At 37.2% G+C, this 18,350-nt stretch carries 20 protein-coding genes and 1 tRNA gene; 11 read left to right on the top strand and 10 right to left on the bottom strand.

What is annotated here, in order from left to right; genetic code table 11:
• Positions 1-3: 3 nt before the first annotated feature.
• Positions 4-1,092 (bottom strand): nicotinate phosphoribosyltransferase, encoded by a 1,089-nt coding sequence (locus tag B9N62_RS02500; protein WP_087584229.1) that lies wholly within the window; start codon positions 1,090-1,092, stop codon positions 4-6.
• A gap of 124 nt (positions 1,093-1,216) precedes the next feature.
• On the opposite strand from B9N62_RS02500, the gene modA (B9N62_RS02495) reads away from it, so the two are divergent.
• A complete protein-coding gene (gene modA, locus B9N62_RS02495; RefSeq protein ID WP_087584228.1) occupies positions 1,217-1,915 on the top strand; it encodes a molybdate ABC transporter substrate-binding protein in 699 nt (232 codons plus the stop codon).
• A gap of 8 nt (positions 1,916-1,923) precedes the next feature.
• Positions 1,924-2,583, top strand: coding sequence for a molybdate ABC transporter permease subunit (locus tag B9N62_RS02490; RefSeq protein WP_087584227.1), 660 nt, complete (start codon positions 1,924-1,926; stop codon positions 2,581-2,583).
• Between the two features lie 8 nt (positions 2,584-2,591).
• Here the strand turns inward: B9N62_RS02490 and B9N62_RS10450 are convergent.
• Positions 2,592-2,689 (bottom strand) — tRNA-Sec (locus tag B9N62_RS10450).
• 75 nt (positions 2,690-2,764) lie between these two features.
• On the opposite strand from B9N62_RS10450, the gene B9N62_RS02485 reads away from it, so the two are divergent.
• On the top strand, positions 2,765-3,340 hold the full coding sequence (locus B9N62_RS02485; protein WP_087584226.1) for a BON domain-containing protein: 576 nt from the start codon (positions 2,765-2,767) through the stop codon (positions 3,338-3,340).
• Positions 3,341-3,347: 7 nt separating this feature from the next.
• Here the strand turns inward: B9N62_RS02485 and B9N62_RS02480 are convergent, their stop codons facing one another.
• The 3 genes from B9N62_RS02480 to B9N62_RS02470 are packed head-to-tail and all read right to left on the bottom strand — an operon-like array spanning position 3,348 to position 7,107.
• Positions 3,348-5,792, bottom strand: coding sequence for an efflux RND transporter permease subunit (locus tag B9N62_RS02480; RefSeq protein ID WP_087584225.1), 2,445 nt, complete (start codon positions 5,790-5,792; stop codon positions 3,348-3,350).
• Positions 5,792-6,394 (bottom strand): Tgt2/MlaC family protein, encoded by a 603-nt coding sequence (locus B9N62_RS02475; protein WP_087584224.1) that lies wholly within the window; start codon positions 6,392-6,394, stop codon positions 5,792-5,794. Before B9N62_RS02475 ends, B9N62_RS02480 begins: the two co-directional genes overlap by 1 nt.
• 2 nt (positions 6,395-6,396) lie before the next feature.
• Positions 6,397-7,107 (bottom strand): MlaA family lipoprotein, encoded by a 711-nt coding sequence (locus B9N62_RS02470; protein WP_087584223.1) that lies wholly within the window; start codon positions 7,105-7,107, stop codon positions 6,397-6,399.
• 165 nt (positions 7,108-7,272) lie between these two features.
• Between B9N62_RS02470 and B9N62_RS02465 the strand changes: the two genes are divergently transcribed.
• The 7 genes from B9N62_RS02465 to B9N62_RS02435 are packed head-to-tail and all read left to right on the top strand — an operon-like array spanning position 7,273 to position 12,842.
• Positions 7,273-8,055, top strand: a complete 783-nt coding sequence (locus B9N62_RS02465) for a TOBE domain-containing protein (protein WP_087584222.1) — start codon at positions 7,273-7,275, stop codon at positions 8,053-8,055.
• On the top strand, positions 8,056-8,811 hold the full coding sequence (gene modA, locus B9N62_RS02460) for a molybdate ABC transporter substrate-binding protein (protein WP_087584221.1): 756 nt from the start codon (positions 8,056-8,058) through the stop codon (positions 8,809-8,811).
• Positions 8,808-9,203: a TOBE domain-containing protein gene (locus tag B9N62_RS02455; RefSeq protein ID WP_087584220.1), complete on the top strand. Its 396-nt coding sequence runs from the start codon at positions 8,808-8,810 to the stop codon at positions 9,201-9,203. The genes modA (B9N62_RS02460) and B9N62_RS02455 overlap by 4 nt, the downstream gene beginning before the upstream one ends.
• The gene (locus B9N62_RS02450) at positions 9,200-10,057 is read left to right on the top strand and encodes a sulfate/molybdate ABC transporter ATP-binding protein (RefSeq protein WP_087584219.1); all 858 of its coding nucleotides are present in this window, start codon (positions 9,200-9,202) and stop codon (positions 10,055-10,057) included. Before B9N62_RS02455 ends, B9N62_RS02450 begins: the two co-directional genes overlap by 4 nt.
• The gene (gene modB, locus B9N62_RS02445) at positions 10,054-10,731 is read left to right on the top strand and encodes a molybdate ABC transporter permease subunit (RefSeq protein WP_087584218.1); all 678 of its coding nucleotides are present in this window, start codon (positions 10,054-10,056) and stop codon (positions 10,729-10,731) included. The genes B9N62_RS02450 and modB overlap by 4 nt, the downstream gene beginning before the upstream one ends.
• A 48-nt stretch (positions 10,732-10,779) precedes the next feature.
• Positions 10,780-11,277 carry a redoxin family protein gene (locus tag B9N62_RS02440; RefSeq protein WP_087584217.1) on the top strand — a complete coding sequence of 166 codons (498 nt, stop codon included), beginning with the start codon at positions 10,780-10,782 and terminating at the stop codon, positions 11,275-11,277.
• Positions 11,278-11,285: 8 nt separating this feature from the next.
• Positions 11,286-12,842: a class I SAM-dependent methyltransferase gene (locus B9N62_RS02435; RefSeq protein ID WP_087584216.1), complete on the top strand. Its 1,557-nt coding sequence runs from the start codon at positions 11,286-11,288 to the stop codon at positions 12,840-12,842.
• Positions 12,843-12,845: 3 nt separating this feature from the next.
• Here B9N62_RS02435 and B9N62_RS02430 read toward each other — a convergent pair whose 3' ends face one another.
• Genes B9N62_RS02430 through B9N62_RS02420 form a run of 3 tightly spaced genes read right to left on the bottom strand, consistent with a single transcriptional unit; the run spans position 12,846 to position 16,092 of the window.
• Positions 12,846-13,652: a 3'(2'),5'-bisphosphate nucleotidase CysQ family protein gene (locus B9N62_RS02430; RefSeq protein WP_087584215.1), complete on the bottom strand. Its 807-nt coding sequence runs from the start codon at positions 13,650-13,652 to the stop codon at positions 12,846-12,848.
• The gene (locus B9N62_RS02425; RefSeq protein ID WP_087584214.1) at positions 13,649-14,926 is read right to left on the bottom strand and encodes a citrate synthase; all 1,278 of its coding nucleotides are present in this window, start codon (positions 14,924-14,926) and stop codon (positions 13,649-13,651) included. The genes B9N62_RS02430 and B9N62_RS02425 overlap by 4 nt, the downstream gene beginning before the upstream one ends.
• A gap of 2 nt (positions 14,927-14,928) precedes the next feature.
• Positions 14,929-16,092 carry a cation:proton antiporter gene (locus B9N62_RS02420; protein WP_087584213.1) on the bottom strand — a complete coding sequence of 388 codons (1,164 nt, stop codon included), beginning with the start codon at positions 16,090-16,092 and terminating at the stop codon, positions 14,929-14,931.
• A gap of 116 nt (positions 16,093-16,208) precedes the next feature.
• Between B9N62_RS02420 and B9N62_RS02415 the strand changes: the two genes are divergently transcribed.
• Positions 16,209-16,691 (top strand): hypothetical protein, encoded by a 483-nt coding sequence (locus B9N62_RS02415; RefSeq protein WP_087584212.1) that lies wholly within the window; start codon positions 16,209-16,211, stop codon positions 16,689-16,691.
• An 83-nt stretch (positions 16,692-16,774) separates the two neighbouring features.
• On the opposite strand, the gene crcB is transcribed toward B9N62_RS02415, so the two are convergent.
• Both crcB and B9N62_RS02405 read right to left on the bottom strand, forming a co-directional pair.
• Positions 16,775-17,128 (bottom strand): fluoride efflux transporter CrcB, encoded by a 354-nt coding sequence (gene crcB / locus B9N62_RS02410; RefSeq protein ID WP_087584211.1) that lies wholly within the window; start codon positions 17,126-17,128, stop codon positions 16,775-16,777.
• Positions 17,128-17,967: a biotin synthase gene (locus B9N62_RS02405; RefSeq protein WP_087584210.1), complete on the bottom strand. Its 840-nt coding sequence runs from the start codon at positions 17,965-17,967 to the stop codon at positions 17,128-17,130. The genes crcB and B9N62_RS02405 overlap by 1 nt, the downstream gene beginning before the upstream one ends.
• Positions 17,968-18,350: the final 383 nt, after the last annotated feature.

Here is an 18,350-nt window from a genome sequence, read left to right as displayed (position 1 = left end):
CTCTTAAAATTTCACTCTCTTTAGCCTGTCTGAAGCAAAATTTTTCCTACCAAATTTAGCCTCATCTTTGCCGTTTAGCTCGACTAAATCGCCTGTAAAGCCACAAATGTCATTTTTAACAAGATAACTTCCAACGCCATAAGTATCAACTGGTGTGTTATAAGCTTCAAATTCTTTTATAATTTTAGGGCTAAAGCCTGAGCTAACGACGATTTTAACGTATTTAAAACCAGCTTTATCAAGCGCCTCTCTTAGAGCAAATATAAGCTCCTTGCAAACGCCATGTGGGTCAAATTTGCTCGTATCTTTGTTTTCAAAATACTTATCTATCAAATTTTTACTAGTATCGACTCTAACCGCGCCAAGTCTCTCTTTTAAGGCATTTGCGGCTCTTAATGCGTCTATAATCACATCGTTGTTATAGTCCACTAAGGCCGTGATCTTCTCATTTTCAAAGGTCTTAGCATAAATTTCTGAGGCTTTTACTATATCCCCGCCGCACATTTGAATAAGCGCATGAGGCATGGTACCACCACCTTTTAGCCCAGTAAGCTCGCCCTGAGCATCTGTGGCGACCTTTTTGATGCCGCCTACAAACGAGGCGTATCCGTCGCCTGGCTGCGTGCAGATGTCGTCTTGTCTATCCGCCATGCTAAAAACATCCTTGCCATTTGCCGCTCTTATCACATCTCTTGAGTTTGTCGCCACGCAGCTTCTTCTAGTAAGCGTCGCATCGATGACGTTTTCTAAAAAGCCGAAATTTTCATACTTGCCACTTATCTTTAAAACTGGCTCGTTTGCGTTTATGATATCGCCATCATCAAGTGCGTAAATCTCAAGCTCACTTGGATTTTTGGCAAATTTATTGATGATGGCTAAAACCTCGTCAATGCCGCAAAGCACGATATCATCGCGCCTTTGGAAAAACTGCATCGTCACGTGCTGATCTGGTAAATTTTGCTTAATTATCTCATTTACTTTTAGAAAATATTTTGCGGTGAAGTAGCCCTCGCCGATCCTTGGATCTAGCCTAAAAGTCTTATCTGTTAGCCTATCTATCTTGCCTTGCATCTTTAGCTCAAGTTCGTTCATATTTGTCCTTTTTTATCGTGATTATAGCATTTTGGTAGAAAAGTGAAAATTATAAAAATATATTTTAAGAATGTATAAGAGTATATTTTATAAAATCTTGAAATTTTACTTTTAAAGGAAAAATATGAAAAAGTTCTTACTTCTAATGGTTGTAATTTTTGCATTTGGCAATGAAAATTTGCTAGTTAGTGCGGGTGGCGGATATAAAAAGATAGTCGAGGCGGTCGTGCAAAATCTCAAAAAAGATGGCGTAAATATCGACACTTCTTTTGCAAACATCACAGCGATCATGGCGCAGGCAAAAGAGGGCAAAACTGACGTGATCGTGGGCGATGAAGACTTTTTGAAAAAGTCTGATCTAAAAATTTTAGAATTTGTAAATTTAGGCTCAGGTGCTTTGGTGCTGGCTACCAAAAAAGGTGTGAAAATAGAAAAAGTTGATGAGCTAAAAGGGCTTTCTAAGATCGCTATGCCAGATACTGTAAAGACAGTTTATGGCAAAAGAGCGAATGAATTTATGCAAAAAGCAAATTTAAGCAGCGAGCTAAAGGATAAAATTTTAGCAGTTGCTGGTGTGCCACAGGTCGTTACTTACATATTAAACGGCGAAGTTGATGCTGGATTTATTAATCAGACCGAACTAAACGCACACAAAGACGAATTTGGTAGTTTTATCTTGATAGACAAAGCACTTTATGCTCCAGCAAACATCGTAGCTGCAAAGCTTGAAGGATGCTACAAAAAGGCTGATTGTGAAAAATTTTTAAATGAGCTAAAAAGCGAGAGATCAAAAGAAATTTACACTAAATTTGGCATAAGATAAGGCTAAGCTTGCAAGAGCTCTCTTGGCTGTTTGATCCGCTATTTTTAAGCATAAAGGTCGTTTTATGCCAAGGGGCTTTGCTTATCATTTTTGGGCTGGCTTTGGCTTATTATTTAGCTTTTGGTAAGGCCGAATTTAAAGCTATTTTAGAGATGATCGTAACTTTTCCACTCATCTTTCCGCCCATTGCGACTGGATTTTTACTGCTTTATCTGCTTGGTAAAAATGGCATCGTCGGCAAGGCTTTAAATTTAGAAATTATTTTTAGCTTTAAGGCTCTTGTTTTAGCTGCTTTTATAGCTTCGTTGCCACTATTTGTAAAACCTGTCGCTTCTGCTCTTGGCTCACTTTCAAAAAGCCTAAGCGAAGCAGCATATAGCCTTGGAAAAGATAAATTTCAAACAGCTATTTTCGTGCTCTTTCCATGTGTTGCAAAAAGCGTAGCGACGGCTTTTATTTTAGCGATCTCGCGTGGGTTTGGCGAGGTTGGAATAACACTAATTTTGGGTGGTAATATCATAGGCAAAACAGACACTATCTCTCTTGCCATTTATAATGCCGTATACGATGGTAAAAGCGATGAAGCACTCGTCTTAAGCCTTGTTTTGGTTGTATTAAGCTTTATTTTATTTGGGATTATAAATCTGCTTGATAAAAGCAAAATTTAAAATGAGAGTGGCGAGAGGATGAGAGAATCGAACTCCCCACCAGACGGTCAACCGCCCAGTCATCGGGTTTGAAGCCCGTGAGCATCACCAGATTACTTTATCCTCCGTGTGCGTTATTCTAGCAGATTTAGATAAATTTTAGCCCATTTTCTATAAACTTTTTGAAATTACAAAAGGATTTCTGATTTTAAAATTTAGCGTTTTTGTATTTTTTACTCTATTTTTTTGCTCTTGTTCCTCAGTTCTTTCTCCAGCAACTGCGCCGCTAAATGTATATGATGCATACTCTATTTCACGCGATAAACGTGGTATTTACTCGATCACAAGAGATAAATTTATACAAAGCAAATTGCAAAGCAAAATTTTATTTTCAAAAGGTCTTAGTAATATTGATATCGAGATTGAGGTCTTTTACGGAGATGCTTATCTGATCGGACTTGCCGATAGTAAAGAGCTAGAAGATAAGCTGGTAGAACTGGCCAAAAGCACAGATGGAGTGCGGAAAATTTATACCTATCTTCGTATCAAAAAACCAGAATATCCATGCGATAGTCTAAAAATTCTTGCAAACTTAAAGCAAAATCTTTTTAAAGACAGTATAGTTGAGGGTACAAATGTGCGAGTTAGCATAGTTGGCTGTGATGTTGTATTTAGCGGCGTAGTTGATAACATTGAGCAAGAAAAACATGCTATTTGGTATGCTAAGCACATTGACGGCGTGGCCGATGTCTACTCGTTCATCAAAGTTATCAAATAAATTTAGCTTAAATATCGCTCTTTTTTACAAAGCTTGCAATGAGGCTTGGTAAGATGATTAGTGCGCCAAGAAGCATAAAAACCATAACAAGATCGGTTAGTAAGCCAAAATAGATAGTTGGGATAAAATTGCTAGTTATCATCACACTAAAGCCAAGAAAAATAGTGAATGATGTGTAATACATCGCATATCCGATGCTTGCGTGCGCGACTTTAATGCTCTCAAAAACACTTTTTGTAAGCATTTCTTCTTTAAAGCGGTGGATGTAATGGATGATATCATCAACGCCAATACCAATGCTAATGGCTGCGATCGTGATACTCATCACATCAAGCGGAATGCCAAAAAATCCCATCACGCCAAAGAGTGTGCAAAGCGGGATTAAATTTGAAACTATCGCAATGGTTGCTAGCTTTATGCTCCTAAAGATAAAGCAAAATATGACAAAAAGTATAGCGACAGTTAGTCCAAAAGTATCAACTTGCGAGCTAAGTAAATTTTGAAGCATATTGTTATAAAGCACCATCATGCCGGCAACTTCTATGCTTACATTGTCATTTTTAGTAAGCTGTGCAAGCCCTTCTCTAAGCTCCTTTAGAAATAAATTTCGTCTAAGTTTAGAGTCGCTATCGACGATCCTTATACTAAATCTAAGCTCATCATCTTCAACGCTTACATAGGGACTTAATAAGATATTTTTATAATTTTGTGGCAATTTCTCATACATCGCAGCTAATAAAAAATCATCACTCGCGCCGTTATTTAGCTCTTTTATGGCTTTTATAAGGGTTGCTAGCGAGCTTACATGTCCGACAAATTTTTGCTCTTTTAGATAATCATGAATCTTCTCAGCAACCCTTGTGTGATAGCTATTAAACCAGTATTTTGCATCCTTGGCGTTGCTTTCAAACTCATTTTCAAACTCATCTTGCTCGGCATTTTTTTCTTGTTTTTGCTCTTTAAATTTCACTATCACATCAACTGGTATCGTGCCGCCAAGTTTGGTATCAATAACTTGCATTCCTTGGCGAATTTCTGTGCTTTCTTTAAAGTAGCCAATGAAACTATTTTCAACCTTTATCTTGCTGATACCATAAATGCCAAAATAGACAACAAGCACGCAAACTACGTAGATAATCTTTCTTGAGTTTAGGGCTAAATTCGCGCAGTATTTTGTAAATTTAAAGCTATTTTCAAAGGTTCTAATGGGAGCTAATTTGTTTAAATTTACATTTATCGCGCCAAATAGCAAAAACGCAAGCACAAGCGAAACGCTAATGCCAGTGCTCATCATAATGCCAAGCATGATAACTGGCTTTATGTCAGCACTCATAAGCGAGCTAAAGCCAATAACCGTGGTAAATATCGCCCAAAAAGATGGAGAGAATTTATCACGAAGCGTTAGATAAATTAGCTGATTTTGGCTATATTTTGGATGCTTTGCGTAAAATTCTCGGTAGCTAACGACAAGATGAATCACAGTTGAAATAGTAATGATGAGCTGAAGTGCGATGTAGTTTGAGCTAATGACCGTCACTTCCCAATCAAATATACCAAAAATTCCGGTCGTAAAAATGGCACTTACGGCACATATAAACATCGGCAAAACTATCCATCTAATCTGCCTGAAAAATAGCCACAAACTAAAGCTAAGAAGAGCAAGTACGCTTAAGCCATAGACCAAAAGATCGCTCTTTATAAAGCCTATCATATCATCAGCGATCATATTTGCACCGCCTAAGAATAGCTCGTCATTTGCGTTAAATTTAGCTATGGTTGCTTTTATGGCTTCAAGGTTTTCGTGATCGCTTTTTCTAAGCTCATCTCGGTAGGCTTTAAACTCATAGGCAAGAGCCTCTAGCTTAAGTCGCTCAGCTTGTGTGATAGTACTGTTTGACTCTTTTTGGCTAAGCAAATTTCTCTCATTTACAAGCTCATTAAATTTCTCATCTTGTTTTAAATTTAGAGCAATTGCTGTGGTTTTTAGATCTTTGCTTATCAAATTTCCGCTGTAAATCGGACTTTTTGCAAACTCGAGCTTTGCTTTTGAAATATTTATATCTTTATCTTGCAGTGTTGGAGTATGATCTAAGATACCAGTAATCCCGCCTTTTACACTATTTAAAAGCGGAATATTTATTATAGAGATGACGCTATTTACCATATCGTTTTTAGCTAGTTCATCGCCTAAATTTTTGATAAGTTCCAAATTTTTAGGTGAAAAAAGATCATCTTTTGGAGTAAAAGCGACCACTAAAAATCCGGGTGAGTCGTAGCGTTTGGCTATCTCCCTATAAGCTTTTAAGTCAGGATCATGCTCAAGCAGTAGCGTTTCAGCTGACGCATCAACGCTAAGCTTGGTACTAAGATAGCCAAAAACTACGCTTAAAGCTAAAATCAGAGCAATAATAAGCTTGTTTTTAGCAATGATAAATTTAAAAATTTGTCGCATTAAGGGTTAGTTTTATTTTGATCAGGCAAAACAGCTTCGTTTAGCTTTTGTAAAAGAGTATTGAAATCAGCGTTATTTAGCACATCACCAAACTGACTTCTGTATGTTTGAATGATGCTTACACCAACGATATCAAGATCGTAAATGAGCCAGCCACGCTCTTTTGCGTCATAAAATTTATATACAAACTCATAAATTTTTCCGTCGTTTACAAGCTCAGATGTTAGCCAGTACCTATTTTTTTGTGGTTCACTCTCGCCAGTTATACGTATCTCTTGATCTTTGTATCCTAAAAGTTTATCTATGTATGAGCTTTTTAGTTTTTGCTCAAATGCTGCGTCAAATTTAGCCTGCTCATCGCTATTTAAGCTGTTGTAACGTTTACCAAGGCTTATCTTTGCCATTTGTTTATAGTCAAAAAATGGATCAAGAAGAGCAAAAATTTCTTTTGTCTTCGCATTATTGTCTAAATTTGTGTCTTTTAAAATTTCAATAACCTTTGTTGTTTTCATCTCTACTTCAGGCTTGATCTGCTCTTTTGAAATAGCAAAAAGGCTAGTTGTAAAAAGTAAAATCATAGTTAGAATTTTTAAAATTTTCATATTTACTCCTTGATAAGCTTGTCGCGTCTTTGCTCGTAAGCATCGCGTAAAAATGGATAAAGATCAATAGCATCTTTTCTTAGTTTTTCATAAGCAGTTGGATCTTGCGAAAAGCTATTAAACGCTCTATATGACTTGATACCAGTTGATAAAAGTATAGGATCAACGTAGCTAATAGGATCAGCAAAATAATCCCCGACCATGCCACCAGTATCTCTTAAATTTGATGGCCCAATAAGTGGCCAAACGATATGAAAACCGCTGCCAAGCCCCCAATATCCAAGCGTTTGTCCAAAATCTTCATCGTGAGGCTTAAGATTGTAGTATTTTGCTCCGTCTGTTAGTCCGCCAAAGCCAATTATCGTATTTGCTAAAAATCTTAATGTCTCTTCACCAGCATTTTGGAATTTAAACTGAAGTAGATTGTTTACAAAGCGAACTGGGAAAAGCAGGTTGTCAAAGAAATTTGAAACCATTATTCTAGCTGTTTTTGGTACAACGTAGGCATAGCCTTTTGCCACCGGAGTTAGCATATTTACATAGATAAAGTCATTTGCATGCGTCATAATTCTATTGTAGCCACTAAGTGGGTCAAAAACATTTTTTCTTGCTTCAAATTCAACATCAAATTCGTCGCTTTCACTATTCGTATTTATATCCGTATTGGCACAGGCTAAAAGCAAACTAAAAAAGATAGAAAGCAAAAATTTCATACTAAGCCTTATTTTTATTTATAAAATGTAGCTCGATTTTATCTTTTAAAAACTTTACAAGAAATTAAGAGAAATTTATAAATTGGCTTAAATCTTTAAGCTTAAGGATTAATATAATTAGATATACTTCACAAATTATTCTCTAATATAGTAAAGGTAAAAATTTTGAAAGCAGATATAAATTTAGAACTATTTTTAGGCGAAGATACACAGGTTTTAGCTAAACATATTACATTATTAAAGGCCATAAAAGAGACAAAAAGTATCACAAAAGCAGCGGAATTGGTTGGTATATCATATAAAAATGCTTGGGACTGTCTTGATACGATAAATAACAAAAGTAGCAAGCCGCTTATTATTAGAGCTGATGGAAATAAAAAAAATAGTGGCTCTGAGCTAAGCGAGTATGCCAATAAACTGATAAAAATTTATGATGCCATTCTTGAGACTCAAAAGGATTTTTTACAAAAAATTTGTCAAAAAGTAGATTTTGAGGATGTAGATATTGTAAATCTTCAAAGAATGAATATGAACTTAAGTGCTAGAAATCAGCTCTCATGCGAGATTATTGGCATAAACCGCGGTGCGGTAAATTCTCAAATAATTGCAAAACTAAGTAATGGCTGCACGCTTGAGTCAAACATCACGGTTGAAAGTGAGAAAAATTTAGGCCTAAAAGTTGGACAAAAAGTTATTTATATTTTTAAAGCTCCAGCTGTCCTTTTGGCTAAGGATCTAGATATAAAAATAAGCACAAAAAATCAATTAAAAGGCGAGGTGATCGAAGCAAAGATAGGTGCTGTAAATGCTGAAATCACTTTAAAACTAAGTGATGAACAGACTTTAACTGCCATCATTACAAAAGATAGTGCTATCCAGATGAAAATAGGTGTTGGCGATACACTTTTAGCAATAGTAAAATCATCTCAAATCATTATAGGAGTATAAATGAGAAAAGTTTTTAAATTTTTATGTGTGGCGGCTTTGCTTGCCATAAACGCATTTGGTGCTGAAGTAAATGTATATGCTGCAGCAAACACAACATACGCATTTCCAGAGCTTATAAAAGAGTTTAACAAGCTTCATCCAGATGCTAAAATCAACCTAACTCTTGGCGCAAGCGGCGGTCTTGTTACTCAGATCCAAAACTCAGCTCCAGCTGATATATTCATGGCTGCTGATATGGGCTTTGCTCAAAAAGCTTATGACACAGGATTTGCAGTAGCTGCTCCAAAAGTTTATGCACAAGGAGCTGTTGCTATTTTTTCTATTAGAAATGTTGATTTCAAAAAAGGTATCGAAGTTGTTCGTGGCTTAAAAGCGATCTCTATCGCAAATCCACAAACTGCACCATACGGCAAAGCTAGTATAGAGGCTCTTAAAAACGCAAAGCTTTATGACGAAGTAGAAAAAAATATCGTCTATGCTCAAAAAATTTCTGAAACTCTATCTCAAGCATTAAGTGCTTCTGATGTAGGTTTTATCGCAGCTAGCGCACTTTTTGATGAGAAAATGTCAAAATACAAAGAGGACGTTAATTACATCCTTGTTCCACAAGAGCTATACACTCCGATCGATCAAGGTATCGTTCTTCTAAAACATGCTGAAAAAAATGATGATGCAAAAGCATTTTACGAGTTTATCTTAGGTGATAAATCAAGAGAAATTTTCAAGAAATTTGGTTACAACGTTCCAGCTAAATGATAAGAGCAAAGATCGTTGGAATTTTAACTAAAGATGACGTTAGCTTATTTGAGCTAAAGGGTCTAAATTTAGAGGCAAATTTATTTATGCTAGTCTTGAATGAGGCTAGCAAATTCGTCTTAGATGATGAGATTGACTTAGGTTTTAAAAGCTCCGATGTTATCTTGTCAAAAGACAAACTAAGTAATAGCTCGCTTGAAAACGAGCTAAAGTGCGTGATTGAAGCTATAAATTTTGGTGAAATTTTAAGTGTTATTAGCTTAAAGTGTGACGAAATTTACTTTGAAGCTATTATCTCAAATCACGCATTAAAAACCATGAACGTAGGTGAAAACGATGAAGTCTTTGCCTATATAAAATCTACAAGCATTCACATAAGTACACAAAAATGATAGAAATTTCTTGTAAAAAAGAGCTAAATGGCGGCGATGGCAAATTTATGCTTGAGGCAGACCTTAGCTTTGAAAATGGCGATTTTGTCGCACTTTACGGAGCAAGTGGTGGCGGAAAGACCACTATTTTAAGATTGATTGCCGGTTTTGAAACACCACAAAGCGGATTCATAAAGGTTGGAGATAAAATTTTCTTTGACGATAAGATAAATTTGGCTCCGCAAAAGCGAAATATCGGCTTTTTATTTCAAGATTATGCATTGTTTGAAAATATGAATGTCTTTAAAAATTTACTCTTTGCAAAAGATGACGTAAGCCTAGCAAATAAACTTCTTGATATCTGCGGTCTAACAAGTCTCAAAAATGCAAAGATTAGCACCCTTTCTGGCGGCCAAAAACAACGCGTAGCACTTGTCCGTGCCGTCATGCGAAGGCCTGAAATTTTACTACTTGATGAGCCGCTAAGCGCGCTTGATAATGCTATGCGTGAGAAATTGCAAAACTATTTATTGGCGCTTCATGATGAATTTAAGATGAGTATTGTCTTAGTGAGCCATGATATCGCAGAAATTTATAAGCTTTGCAATAAAGTCTTCGTTCTTGAAAATGGCAGAATTTCAAGATCTGGCGCAGCTAGTGAGATATTTTTAAAGAGTGCAGGATCGCAGAAATTTGCCTTTAACGCTAAAATTTTAGAGATAAAAAAACGTGATGCTATTTACGTGGCAAATGTATTAATAAACCGCCAAATTTGTGAAGTTGTGTTAAGCAACAACGAGGCAATGAATCTAAAAGCAGGCGACATGGTGGTAGTTAGTACAAAAGCGTTTAGCGTAAATTTGGAAAAAGCATGATAGACGAGCTTAAAAATATCGATTACGAACCGTTCTGGCTATCGTTAAAACTATCTTTTATAACTACTTTTATCTTGTTTTTTGCTTGCATTGCACTTGCTTATTTTATGTCACAGAAAAAATTCTTTGGCAAATCATTTTTAGAGTCGATAATCTCACTACCGCTAGTATTGCCGCCAAGCGTTCTTGGCTTTTATCTGCTCATTTTTCTTTCACCTTATTCCGCCTTTGGTAAATTTATCGAAGAAATTTTTGGGGTTAGGCTAGTTTTTAATTTCACAGGTCTTGTTGTGGCAAGTTGTATCTATTCATTGCCATTTATGTTTGGACCGATTTATGCTGGGCTCAATAGCCTAAAAAAGAGCCTTTTTGAAGCGAGCTATAGTCTTGGTAAAAATAAGCTCACGACTATTTTTAGGGTGATTTTGCCAAGTATTAGATCAAATTTATTAACAGCTACTGTCGTTAGTTTTGCTCACACTATGGGTGAGTTTGGTGTTGTTTTAATGATAGGTGGTAGCGTAGCTGGAGAGAGCAAGGTTGCAAGTATTGCGATATTTGAAGCAGTTGAAATGCTTGATTACACCAAGGCTCATGTCTATGCACTTTTGATGTTAATAATTAGCTTTTTTGTCCTTTTTATAGTTTATCTTTTAAATTCAAAAAAAGCTTAAGACAAAGCTTATAGAGTTATAATAGTCAAAAATTTTAAAGGATGAAATATGATAAATGTGCCTACAAATATATGTTTAAATACCTTAGATGGTAAGGAATTTGATTTTTCTACCTTTACAAGGACTCATGATTGCGTTATTTTCATCTATCCAAAGATAGGCGAGGACTTTGAGCTTTTAAGCGAGCAATTGCAAAATACTGCGGGTATGAAGGGCTGCACTAAACAAGCGATAAACTATAAGAAATTTTTAAAAGATTTTAACGATCTTGGTTTTATGGTAGTGGCCATTAGCTCACAAGATATCGAAGCTCAAAAGAAATTTAAAGAAGAGACTTCAACTGGTGTTATGTTTTTAAACGATAGTGAGTTTATGCTTGAAAGGGCACTTGAACTTCCGGTTTTTTCTGCATCAAATGGCCATAAATTTTACTTTCGCCAAACACTTATCATAAAAGATGGTAAGGTAAGACGTGCATATATAGTGGATGATCCAGAAAATGATGCTAAAAATATGCTAGAAAAAATCAAAGAAAAAGACTACTAGGAGCTAAAATGAGCCAAAATAGCAAAATCGAGAAGTCTTATGATGAGCTAACTTATAAATCAATAGCTTTTGCCCAATCGTCGCCATATAGGCTTGAAGCTTGTGCTACACTTCTTGGCATAACTCCACCGCCATGCGAAAATGCAAGAGTTTTAGAGATAGGATGTAGCTTTGGTGGAAATTTGATCCCATTTGCAGTAAATAACAAAAATGCAAAAGTAGTTGGCATAGATCTTAGCGGCGAGCAGATAAGGCGAGGGCAAGAGATCATTAAAGAGATGGGGCTTACAAATTTAGAGCTTATACACGGCGATATTTGCGAATTTAAAAGTGATGAGAAATTTGACTATATCATCGCTCATGGCGTTTTTAGCTGGGTGCCTGACTTTGTAAAAGAAGCTATATTAAAAGTCGTAAGAGAAAATTTAAGTGCAAATGGCGTGGCATTTATCTCTTATAATGTTTATCCTGGCTGGAAAGTAAAAGATATCGTAAGAGATATAATGCTACTTGCCGCAAAAGATAAAGAGAGCATGCAAGAGAGGTTAAAAGCAGCCAAAGAAGCACTTTTAGTCTATAAAGAATATTTGCTAACAAGAAATGAAGAAATTTATGAGGGAAAAATACCCCTTAAGATGCTTCTTTTTGTAACAGAACATGTGCTCTCAAAAGATGACTTTTACATAGCTCATGAGTTTTTAGAATATACAAATGATCCGTTTTATTTTAAAGATTTTAATGCCATGCTCGCTAAAAATGATCTTACTTATCTTTGTGAATATACGCTTGATGATATTTTTACCCCAGATGTTGGCACAGCCGTAGTAGATGAATACAAAAATAACAAGTTTAAGGACAGAATCGATCTAGAGCAATTCATGGATATGATTAGCAACAAAGTATTTAGACAAAGCCTAATAGTCCATAGCAAGACTTATGAGAGCATAGCCAATAAACAAATAGGCCCAAGCGATATTAATAAAATTCACGTTGTGGCAGATTTTATAAAGAAAGATAACCAGTGGCAAGATAGTTATGGTGCTATGCCACAAGATATATCATGGCTTTGCGAGGTCTTTTATAAGATGTATCCAGCTAGCATAAACCTTTCTCAGATTTTAGAAATTTTGCCAGAAGATAAGCTCATGGTTTATAGCGCCTTTGTAAGAATTTTAACAAACTCGTCTGATGCAATGATTTTAAAAGATGAGCAAAAAAATATCGAGTATAAGCCCGGCTACTCAAGGCTTAGTCAAAATTTAATAAATTATGTCAGATATTTTTTAAATCATAAAAATAATGCCGATGTTGTTTTTGCTAATAAATTTAGTATCTCAAGAAAGCTTAACAATATCGATTATTACATACTTTTGTTACTTGATGGTAAAAATAGCTTAGAAGATGTCGCAGCAAAAACCTTAAAATTTATCAAAGAGAATAACGAAGATATATTTGACATAAATGGCAAAGTGCTTAAAAAAGACAAGGTCGCAGCAAACATAATGAACTACGTGATAGGTACAGCGAAAATAGCTAGTCTGCTTTATCTGCTAGAAGAAATTTAAGGTTTAAGTTTTACTTTGTTTATATAGTTGTGTGATTTTATCTTTTAGATTTAGTGTATTTTTTGAGAGAGCTATGAAAAATGGACTTTTTAAATCAGCAAGCTCGTAGCTCATCTCTTTACCGCTATTAGCGTCAAATACTTTTCCGCCACAAAAATTTACGAGCGCCTCTCCTGCAGCATTGTCCCAAAGGTAGCTTGGCGCAAATCTCAAATAAGCTCCGCCAAATTCAACCAAACGGCAAAATTTTATGGCTGAGCCGATGCACCTTTGCTCAAAATTTAGGCTCTGCCCTATAAATTCTATCTCTTTGGCATCGCCTCTTCTACTTGAAAAGATTAGATTGTCTAAATTTTTATCTTTTTTATTTAAATCAACTCTCTTTATGATTTCATCTTTATCATCTAAAATTTCTTTAAAAGCGCCATTTTCATCAGCATAAAAAAGCTCTTTACTAACTGGGATAAATATCACGCCAAGCACCGGTCTAGCTTTTTTTATAAGCGCTATACAAACGCAAAATTCGCCGTTTCTAGCTAGAAATTCTTTCGTGCCATCAAGAGGATCTACGAGCCAAAACTCGTCTTTGTCGTTTTCTTTCAGGATGCTCTCTTCAGAGCAAATTTTTATCCCGCTTTTGCTTAGAATTTTTATTATCGCTTCATTTGCAGCTAGATCAGCGCTAGTTAGCGGTGAGCTGTCATCTTTTAGGCAGACTTTAAGAGCCGTATTATCTGCAGAGTAAAATTTCATTATTTGCGCTCCAGCACTAACGGCTGCTTTTTTAGCTAAATTTAAAAGCTCACTCATTTTGGTGTTCTGTTTGCCTCTCCAACATAAAGCTGTCTTGGGCGGACGATCTTTATCGTATCTTGCTCTTTTAGCTCGATCCACTGGCTGATCCAGCCTGGAGTCCTGCCGATCACGAAGATGACGGCAAACATATTATTTGGTATGCCAAGCGCTTTTAGGATGAGTCCTGAGTGAAAATCAACATTTGGATATAAATTTCTGCTTACAAAGTAGTCGTCATTTAGCGCGATATCCTCGATGCGGTTGGCGATCTTGATAAGCTCTGAGTTAATGCCTATCTCATCCATCAGCTGATCTCTCATTTTTTTGAGTACTTTTGCACGAGGGTCAAAATTTTTATAGACCCTGTGCCCAAAACCCATTAGCCTAAATGGATCGTTTTTATCCTTTGCTCTTGCTATGTATTTATCAACATTTGCGACTGAGCCTATCTCTTCAAGCTGGCGGATGACACCCTCGTTTGCACCGCCGTGAGCCCAGCCCCAAAGGGCGCCTATACCTGCACTTATACATGCGTATGGGTGAGCATGCGTAGAGCCAACGGTCCTAACCGTCGTGGTCGAGGCGTTTTGCTCGTGGTCAGCGTGGAGCATAAAGACCGTGTCAAGTGCTTTTATCTCGATAGGCTTAAGATCAACGTGCTCGTATGGATAGCCCCTCATCATGTAGAGGAAATTTTCAGTAAAGCCACGATCCAAATTTGGATATATGATAGGAAGGCCGCGTGAGTAGCGGTAGCTAAAGGCCGCTATCGTTGGGATCTTGGCGATGATACGCATAGCCATTTCGTGATACTCTTCAGGTTTGTCCATATTTAGGTGGTCTGAGTAAAAGGCACTTAGCGCTGAGACTGCTGCCTGCAAGATCGCCATAGGGTGCGCCTTATCTGGAAATGCATCAAATAGCTTCATCATGCCCTCATGTATGAAGCTTCTTTTTTTAAGCTCATCTTTAAAGCCCCTGTATTGCTCGCTCGTTGGTAGCTCTTTGTTTAAAAGCAGGTAGGCAACGTCTAAAAATGTCTTATTTTCAGCCAGATAGGCGATGTCGTAGCCCCTATACATGAGCTCGCCCTTTAGTCCGTCGATGTAGGTTATGGCTGAGCGGCACATCGCAGTTGAAGTGTAGCCCCTGTCAAAGGTAAACATCCCAGTATCGCTAAAAAAGGTCGATATGTCGATGACGTCTGGCCCCATCGTGCCTTTTAGGATAGGAAATTCATAGCTCTTGCCAGTTCGGTTGTCGATTAGTGTGGCTGTATTTGATGACATTTTTACTCCTTGCTTTTTGATTGCATTAAAATTTTGATGATTATAGCTCCTATTATAGCTTGTGCGAGGCTTGCCAGGATGAAAGATGAGTAAGAATAGTCACTTATCTCGCCTGATTTGTGTGCGATAGTAGCAACTGCGATCAAAAGAGTGAGCGGCATAGACTGCGAAACGGAAAATAAAAATATCCCTCTAAAGCCAAGCTTGCCCAAAAAGAGCAAACTAGATATAACTCTGGTGCCAAGCATCGCTAAAAATATAAAAATAGCATCCTTTATCACTTCGCTAGATCCTAGTCTTGAAAGCTTAAAAGTCGAGCCTATGTGGATGAAAAATATCGGCACCAAAAAGCCAAATCCAAAGCTTGAAAGCTTGTGTGGCAGGTCCTTTTTGTGATCAAAAAATGTCGTGATAAACATACCTGCGATAAACGCACCAAAGGCGACCTCTAAATTTAGATATAGCATCAAAGCTATCATCGTGAAAAATACCGCGATGCAAAGCCTGATGTCCTTTTCGTCCTTGTCGTAGTGTGGCATGAGCACCACTTTAAGCCCCGGATACCACCAAAAAAGCACGTCCAAAATTTTAAAGCTAAGCACGCTGATAGCCAAAAATAGGATCAAATAGCCAATCGTTAGCCATAAATTTATGCTCGCTCCAAACTGCAAGTAAGCAGCGGTAAACGTTAGAAGCGTGATGCTTAAAAGCTCACCGATAGTTGCTATTAGCATGCTTAAATTTAGCCACTCTTGCTGCTTGCCATACTCCTTAAATAGCGTAAATACCATACCAACGGCCATTATCGGGATGATGATGATGTAAAGCAGGCTAAGCTCAAGTCCTAGCGTCAGGGCCGTGGCTAGAGCGTAGATGAGCGCAAGGTAGATGAGCCCAAGTCGCAAAATTTTACGGTCGATGTTTATGAGCATCCTAAGATCGATCTCCATGCCAGCTAGAAACATCAAAAAGAAAAAGCCAACTTCGCTGATGAGCTTAAACATCTCGTTGTCGCCGACAACTCGGATGTAGCCAGCAACCGCTCCAAGTAGTATCTCAGCAGGAGCAACTGGTATGCGTAAAATTTTAGAAATATAAGGCGAAGCAAAGACGATAAATGCCAAAACGACAAGGATGCTAAGTTCGCTTGCTTGGTGTAACTGCAAAAAGATCCTTAAAATAAAAATGCCTGATTGTATAAAAAGCTTTGTTATTTTTTGATTAAGCTAAGCAAAATTTGGGCAAAATGGCGGCTATTTTTAGAAATTTGGAGTGAAATTATATGCGTAAATTTAGCCTTTTTGTTTTGCTGTTTTTTGGTCTCTTTTCTTTGGCAGATGAGCTAAATTTAGTTGAGAGTTTTAGATTTGATGGCAGCACATTTTATAAAAAACAAGTGGTTAAAAATGAGAGTTTTTACTTTTTAAAAAATGAAAACATGGATGAGCACTTTGCCGCTTTTAAGGTAAAGTTTGACAAAGATGTCAAGACAAAAAGTGAGCTAGAAGAGCTAAAAATAGCTCTTAAGCAAGATAAAAACGTGCTTTTTAGTGAAGAAAATGATCAAATTTTAGCCCTCATAAAAGATGAAACTAAGAGCAAAAATATAGAAATAATCCACTTTTTGCTTAGAAAAGATGGAGTTTTGATGCTTTCGTATGAGAGAATTTACGACCGACAAACATCATCATATGCGCTTAAGCCGGTGCTTTTAAGCGAAGCTAGAAATTTTATGCTGCAGATGCCAAAGGTAGAAGCTATGTAGAGAGGCGCATGTGACGGCGCTACATATTGCATGCGGCTATAAACTCTAGTGAATTTTAATTTTGCAAACAGTTTTACTTAAATTCATAAATTCTTACCAAGTAAAATGCCAAGATAGCTTGCAAGCAGGCAAAGGATAAGGTTTAAGAATATATTTAAAAAGCCTTTTACCAGCTCGCCTTCTAGTAAAAATTTCACACTATCAAGGCTAAAGCTTGAAAATGTTGTAAAGCCACCAAGTATGCCAATGGCCAAGAACACCCTCACGCTTTGGCTTAAATTTAGACAAAACAAAATGCCGATAATGAAGCTGCCAAGCACATTTACGCCAAGTGTGATTAGCGGAAAGTGGCTAAATTTTAGTAGCTCGCCAGCTAAGAACCTGCACCCAGCTCCGATAAAGCCTCCAAGCCCTGCAAAAAGTAAATTTGCAAGCATTAATGACAGATACTTGCGAAGCTAAAACCGCGCTTTGTAAGCTCCTCAATATCCTTGCTAGCTTTCTCACCTTTTGCGGTGAGATAGTCGCCAATGACGATCGCATCGGCGCCATTTTCAAAGATCTCGTATTGTCTATCGCCTAAAATTTTCTCCCTACCGCCAGCTATCATGACCCTAGTTTCTGGTAGATCTCTTTTGGTCTCACGCACTATTCTTAGGGCTTCATCCGCACTAAGAGGAGGCAGATCAAGACTCAATGCTTCATTTTTAATGAAAAAATTTATCGGCGAGGAAAATGGCTCAAGCTCTTTTAGGCTAGCTCTAAAGCTCACTCTATCAGCCTCACTCTCGCCAACGCCGTAAATACCACCAGTGCAAAGCATAAGACCTACTCTTTTTGCATCTAAATTTGTCTGATATCTCTCGTCCCAAGTGTGTGTTTTACAAATTTTTGGGAAAAATTCTCGGCTTGTTTCAAGGTTGTGGTTGTAACTAAAAACGCCAGCTTTTTTAAGCTCACTAAGCTGCTCGTAAGTTGCCATGCCGTTACATGCGATGAGCATCAAATTTGGCACTTCTTTGCTCACGGCTCTTGCTAAAGATGCGATATAGTCGGTCTTTTTGTCATTTAGTCTAGCGCCGCTTGTGACCAAACAAAAGCCAAGAGCGTGGTTTTTATAAGCCATTTTGGCCTCGTCAACCACCTGCTGCACGCTTTTTTCTTTAAATTTTGAGATATCGGCACCAGCTTTGGCACTTTGTGTGCAGTAAGCGCAGTCCTCAGCGCAGTTTCCTTGAGTGACTGAGCATATCGCACAGAGCATAATTGTTTTCATTTTTCATCCTTTTTGGGGCGTATTATAGCTTTGGTAGGTTTAAAATTTAAGTAGGGCGGTTTATGAATTTACAAAAATAGTTTGATGAAATGTATAAATTTATTTTTATTCAAAGGGGACAAGGGGGCTTGAGTTACGGTCTGCTTGCAGCTGCGAGCTAGCGAAGCAAAGAGCCGTCCTCTTATCCCCCTTTAAATCATCTAGGTCCTTCGCATGTTAGAAGTGCATGTGATAGCACTTTGCACTGCATGCGTTCGTATATATGGCAAGTGTCAGATAAATTTTAAAATTTAAAGAACGAGTAATTTTGGCTTTAAAATTTGAGTTAAGCGGTAAGTGAAGCTAAATTTTAGCAGTCAATTCTTGCAAGTGAGTGAAATTTT

The organism is Campylobacter concisus (assembly GCF_002165785.1).
Classification (GTDB): Bacteria; Campylobacterota; Campylobacteria; order Campylobacterales; family Campylobacteraceae; genus Campylobacter_A; species Campylobacter_A concisus_W.
This window is presented reverse-complemented; position numbering and strand designations above follow the sequence as displayed.

Coding starts and splice junctions, on each gene's coding strand:
- B9N62_RS02415 (WP_087584212.1), top strand. CDS start 16,209: ATGCGTAAATTTAGCCTTTTTGTTTTGCTGTTTTTTGGTCTCTTTTCT.
- B9N62_RS02440 (WP_087584217.1), top strand. CDS start 10,780: ATGATAAATGTGCCTACAAATATATGTTTAAATACCTTAGATGGTAAG.
- B9N62_RS02425 (WP_087584214.1), bottom strand. CDS start 14,926: ATGTCATCAAATACAGCCACACTAATCGACAACCGAACTGGCAAGAGC.
- B9N62_RS02470 (WP_087584223.1), bottom strand. CDS start 7,107: ATGAAATTTTTGCTTTCTATCTTTTTTAGTTTGCTTTTAGCCTGTGCC.
- B9N62_RS02435 (WP_087584216.1), top strand. CDS start 11,286: ATGAGCCAAAATAGCAAAATCGAGAAGTCTTATGATGAGCTAACTTAT.
- modB (WP_087584218.1), top strand. CDS start 10,054: ATGATAGACGAGCTTAAAAATATCGATTACGAACCGTTCTGGCTATCG.
- crcB (WP_087584211.1), bottom strand. CDS start 17,128: ATGCTTGCAAATTTACTTTTTGCAGGGCTTGGAGGCTTTATCGGAGCT.
- B9N62_RS02500 (WP_087584229.1), bottom strand. CDS start 1,092: ATGAACGAACTTGAGCTAAAGATGCAAGGCAAGATAGATAGGCTAACA.
- B9N62_RS02475 (WP_087584224.1), bottom strand. CDS start 6,394: ATGAAAATTTTAAAAATTCTAACTATGATTTTACTTTTTACAACTAGC.
- modA (WP_087584221.1), top strand. CDS start 8,056: ATGAGAAAAGTTTTTAAATTTTTATGTGTGGCGGCTTTGCTTGCCATA.
- B9N62_RS02405 (WP_087584210.1), bottom strand. CDS start 17,967: ATGAAAACAATTATGCTCTGTGCGATATGCTCAGTCACTCAAGGAAAC.
- B9N62_RS02480 (WP_087584225.1), bottom strand. CDS start 5,792: ATGCGACAAATTTTTAAATTTATCATTGCTAAAAACAAGCTTATTATT.
- B9N62_RS02450 (WP_087584219.1), top strand. CDS start 9,200: ATGATAGAAATTTCTTGTAAAAAAGAGCTAAATGGCGGCGATGGCAAA.
- modA (WP_087584228.1), top strand. CDS start 1,217: ATGAAAAAGTTCTTACTTCTAATGGTTGTAATTTTTGCATTTGGCAAT.
- B9N62_RS02430 (WP_087584215.1), bottom strand. CDS start 13,652: ATGAGTGAGCTTTTAAATTTAGCTAAAAAAGCAGCCGTTAGTGCTGGA.
- B9N62_RS02455 (WP_087584220.1), top strand. CDS start 8,808: ATGATAAGAGCAAAGATCGTTGGAATTTTAACTAAAGATGACGTTAGC.